Genomic DNA, 4137 nt, shown 5'->3' on the forward strand with positions numbered 1-4137 from the left:
CATAATTTCATGTCTGAGTACCTTGGTCAGGTTCTGCCAGGCCTGAAGCTCGTTTTTTTGCAATTCCGACTTGATGTTCTGAAAGGAGAGCAATGTCCAACTGTTTCCTTCCATTTTGAATGCTGCGGATTGCACATTAAGGTGGAGTTCAGGATTTATTTTTATGGAAAAAGAACCACCTGGTTTAAGGCTTAAAACATTTTTCAACAATTCGATGGAAAGCTTTCCCAAGTCATTGATGTCCTTAAACTGGGGGATCTGCAACAGCTGTTTTGCTGCCCCGTTGATCACTCCGATCTTACCACTGCTTTCAAAGGAGAGAATGCCAGTATTGATGTGCTGGATCATGATCTGAAGGAAAAGCATATTTTCTTCCTTTTCTGCCCGGGTTTTTTTAAAGGCATCAATTACCTCATTGAAGGACATGTTCATCTCCCGGAAGGAGCTTCCCAACTTGCTGTCTTTTGTAAAAGAAGATGAAAAGTCCGAATAACGGATGGATTCCAAAAATCGGGTAATTTTCCGGTTGGTGGTATTGCTGTATGAAATCAGGTTCATGGTTTGAAAAAAAACCATTACTGAAAAGAGAATTGCCTGGACATAAGAATGCTCTCGAATAAAAAAGAACACCCCAACATAAATCATTACGATCAGCAAAAGGATGCGAAGGGTAATTCCAAAAGAGAACGACCTAAAGCCCATATCTTTCCAATCTTCTGTATAAAGATGAGCGGGTTAACCCCAATTCTTCCGCTGCCCTGGTAATATGACCATTGTGCTTTTGTAAGGCTTTTCGGATCAGTATTTTTTCCACATCTTCAATGTTGAGGTGGTCCAGGCTGACCAGATCTTCCTGCTTTTCCTGCGCCTGTGTTTTTTGGATAAAAAGGTCTTCAGGTTGAAGAACACTATGGTTGGTCATGATGACAGCCCGTTCAATACTATGCTGGAGTTCCCGGATATTTCCGGGCCAGGTGTACTTCTGCATCCTTTTGATCAACGCTTCACTCGCTTTTCTAATATCCTTGTTGTACTTTTTTGAATACAATTCAATGAAATGATTGGCCAAAAGGGGAATGTCCTCCAACCTTTCCTTGAGTGAGGGCAATCGAATTTCAATGGTGTTGATCCGATATAATAAATCCTGTCTAAAGGAATTATCAAAGATCATGTTATTGATCGGCATGTTGGTAGCTGAAATCAACCGAATATTTACCTGTACCGGTTTATTGGATCCAACTCTGGTCACTTCCCTGTTTTGGAGTACGGCCAAAAGTTTTGCCTGTAATTGTAGCGGGAGATTCCCGATTTCATCCAGAAATAATGTGCCCTTATTTGCCTGTTCAAAACGTCCCGCCCTGTCTTCCTTGGCATCGGTAAAAGATCCTTTTTTGTGGCCAAAAAGTTCGGATTCAAATAGGGTGCTGGTGATGGAACCCAAATCCACCCCCACAAAGGCTTCCCGGTGTCTTTTTGAATTTCGATGTATTGCCCTGGCGATCAGTTCCTTTCCAGTCCCGTTTTCTCCCAAAATCAACACATTGGCATCCGTACCTGCTACCCTCTCTATGGTCTCAAATATTTTTTGCATGATGGGGCTTTGCCCAATGATATCTTTAAATTTGCTGTCAATGTCCTGATAAAGCTGCTGCTGCTGGTTTCTTAATTGATGGACTTCAAGTTTGCTTTGCCTTAACCTTAAAGCCGCATTGAGTGTGGCAAGCAGTTTTTCATTTTCCCAAGGTTTCAAAACAAAGTCCGTTGCACCTTCTTTGATTGCCCTGACAGCGGTATTGACATCTCCGTAAGCAGTTATCAAAACCACAACGGCTGAGGAATCGAGAGCTAAAATCCTGTCAAGCCAATAAAAACCCTCTTGACCGCTGCTGACATCTTTGGTGAAGTTCATGTCCAGCAGGATTACATCATACTGCTCATTGACAATCAGGATTGGCAATAAGTCAGGATTGGTCTCGGTGTCCACCTGTCCAAAATGCCGCTTCAAAAATATTTTGGCTGCTTTCAATAAATCCTCATTGTCATCGACAATGAGGATTTTACCTGATTTTTGTTCTTTCATGGTTTAAAACTAGGAGAAAAGTGGAAGTCTGAAATGGGATTAAGGAGTCGATCTGGAAAGTTGAGATATCCATTACGGAACTCCAATAAATTCTCGAAATGGAAAAAGATAGGGAAGTTATCATCATGTTTTTGAACTTATTGAATTTTCTCTGTATTCTTTAAGTCAATATTTTTGTGAAAAATGATGACTTATCCTGTAGGTACCCATTTGCCAATTCTTGTACCGAAATGGTACAATCGGACAAAAAATACCCAAATCATGGCTAATGGCTTGTTTTAAGCCTATTCTATTCTTTCTTAAGTGGATCATTTTTTAATTTTTATGTTCATGAAATTACTATTTTGGTCGCTGGCGAACAACTTTGTTCGGAAAACCAAGGTCAAATTTTTCAGATAGTCCCATATGAGGTCATATTCAGGGTTTTTTGCGTGGCATATTAATTGGCATTAGGTGAACAACTGAAAAATCAGCATTAAAATAAAATGGATCGAAAATTAGAGAAAAAGACCTGGACCCCAAAGTTTATTGCAATTGTGACCGGAAGTGTCCTATTGGTCAGCTTTGTGTTTTACCAATTGGTGTTTGCCGATGCCAGGTCTTCAATGAATGTAAGCATGGAAAGGATTACCATCGCTACTGTCAGTGAAGGGGAATTTACGGATTATATACCTGTCAGTGGAAGTATCGAGCCAGGGGAGGTTTTCTTTTTGGATGCTATTGAAAGAGGAAATATTCAAGAAATTGTCCGTGAATCCGGAGCAATAGTAGATGTGGGAGATACCATTTTGGTTTTGACCAATTCCAATCTTCAGCTGGAGGTGATGGAAAGGGAAACAGGGCTTTATTTTCAGATCAACAATTTAAGGCAAACCCGATTGTTGTTGGATCAGAATGATCTGCAACAGCAGGGTCAGCTGGCTGAAATCGATTACCAAATCAATCTGTTACAGCCACAATACGAACGATTTAAGGAACTTCACGAAAAAAAACTGATCTCTGACCGGGAATTGGAAGAAGTTAAAGAACAATATGATTACAACTTGAAAAGAAAAAAGCTGACGTATGAATCCTATAAAAACGATTCTGTTGCTCGGTCTATCCAAAAAAGACAGTTGAGAGATTCAGAATTGAGAATGGAACAATCCCTAAATGGAGTGGGTCATATTTTGGACAATCTAGTTGTAAGAGCACCCATTGCAGGACAGCTTTCAACGGAGCAGATTGAGGTAGGCCAATCCATCAACAGTGGTGAACGGTATGGTCAGATTGATATCCTGGACAAATTCAAAGTAAGGGTTCCCATTGACGAACTTTACCTTCCAAGGGTAAATACAGGGTTAAAAGGCACCTTTACCTTTTCAGGAGGTACGTATGAATTGGAGATCAACAAAATTTATCCGAATGTAACAGGTGGTAGATTTGAAGTGGACATGGTCTTCACAGGAGAAACACCCTCAGGTATCCGAAGAGGTCAAACCGTCAGGATCAGGTTGGAACTTGGAGAAAGTGAGCAAGCCAGGCTGTTGCCTTCGGGTGGGTTTTATAAAGATACCGGTGGAAACTGGGTATTTGTAGTGAATCCCGAAAGCGGTAAGGCTGAAAAGAGAAATATCCGTTTAGGCCGTAAAAACCCGGAATTTTATGAAGTCCTTGAAGGCCTCAATGCCGGTGAGAAAGTCATCGTCTCAGGCTATGAGAATTTTGGGAAGAATGAGGTGTTGAATTTGAGGTAGGGGGAGTGGGAAGTTGGAAGTGGGAAGGATTAAAGCTGAAAGTAAACGTTTAAGAAGATGAAGTTTAGAGTTAAAGTGGAGTATAATAATTATTTTATAAGGTTATTAATTTTCAACTTAATTCTAAAACCATGTACTTTAAATTCGAAAAACTTTTGATTTGGCAGAAATCGATGGATTATGCCGAAGACATTTTCCTATTGACTAAAGATTTTCCAAAAGTGGAAAATTTTAATCTTATTTCTCAATCAAGAAGGGCAGTTGACTCCATTTCGCTGAATATTGCAGAAGGTTCAACAGGTCAGACAAATCCTGAATACA

General features: G+C 40.2%; 3 protein-coding genes and 1 pseudogene. 2 read left to right on the top strand and 2 right to left on the bottom strand.

All coding sequences use genetic code 11. The annotated features are described in order from the left end of the window. Both ACEW8O_RS11025 and ACEW8O_RS11030 read right to left on the bottom strand, forming a co-directional pair. Positions 1-558, bottom strand: a pseudogene (locus ACEW8O_RS11025) (histidine kinase); the annotation flags it as partial. 133 nt (positions 559-691) lie between these two features. Continuing rightward, positions 692-2080 (bottom strand): sigma-54-dependent transcriptional regulator, encoded by a 1389-nt coding sequence (locus ACEW8O_RS11030; RefSeq protein ID WP_373494687.1) that lies wholly within the window; start codon positions 2078-2080, stop codon positions 692-694. A gap of 485 nt (positions 2081-2565) precedes the next feature. Here ACEW8O_RS11030 and ACEW8O_RS11035 point away from each other — a divergent pair, with 485 nt between their 5' ends. Then, the gene (locus ACEW8O_RS11035; protein ID WP_373494688.1) at positions 2566-3816 is read left to right on the top strand and encodes an efflux RND transporter periplasmic adaptor subunit; all 1251 of its coding nucleotides are present in this window, start codon (positions 2566-2568) and stop codon (positions 3814-3816) included. A 131-nt stretch (positions 3817-3947) separates the two neighbouring features. Beyond that, positions 3948-4137 (top strand): four helix bundle protein (locus tag ACEW8O_RS11040; RefSeq protein WP_373494689.1); only part of this gene is annotated, 190 nt, incomplete at its 3' end.

This window comes from Aquiflexum sp., from assembly GCF_041749095.1.
Taxonomy (GTDB): domain Bacteria; phylum Bacteroidota; class Bacteroidia; order Cytophagales; family Cyclobacteriaceae; genus Aquiflexum.

What these genes read in the sequence shown, in the direction of transcription:
- ACEW8O_RS11030 (WP_373494687.1), bottom strand. Translation starts at nt 2,080, where the DNA reads ATGAAAGAACAAAAATCAGGTAAAATCCTCATTGTCGATGACAATGAG.
- ACEW8O_RS11035 (WP_373494688.1), top strand. Translation starts at nt 2,566, where the DNA reads ATGGATCGAAAATTAGAGAAAAAGACCTGGACCCCAAAGTTTATTGCA.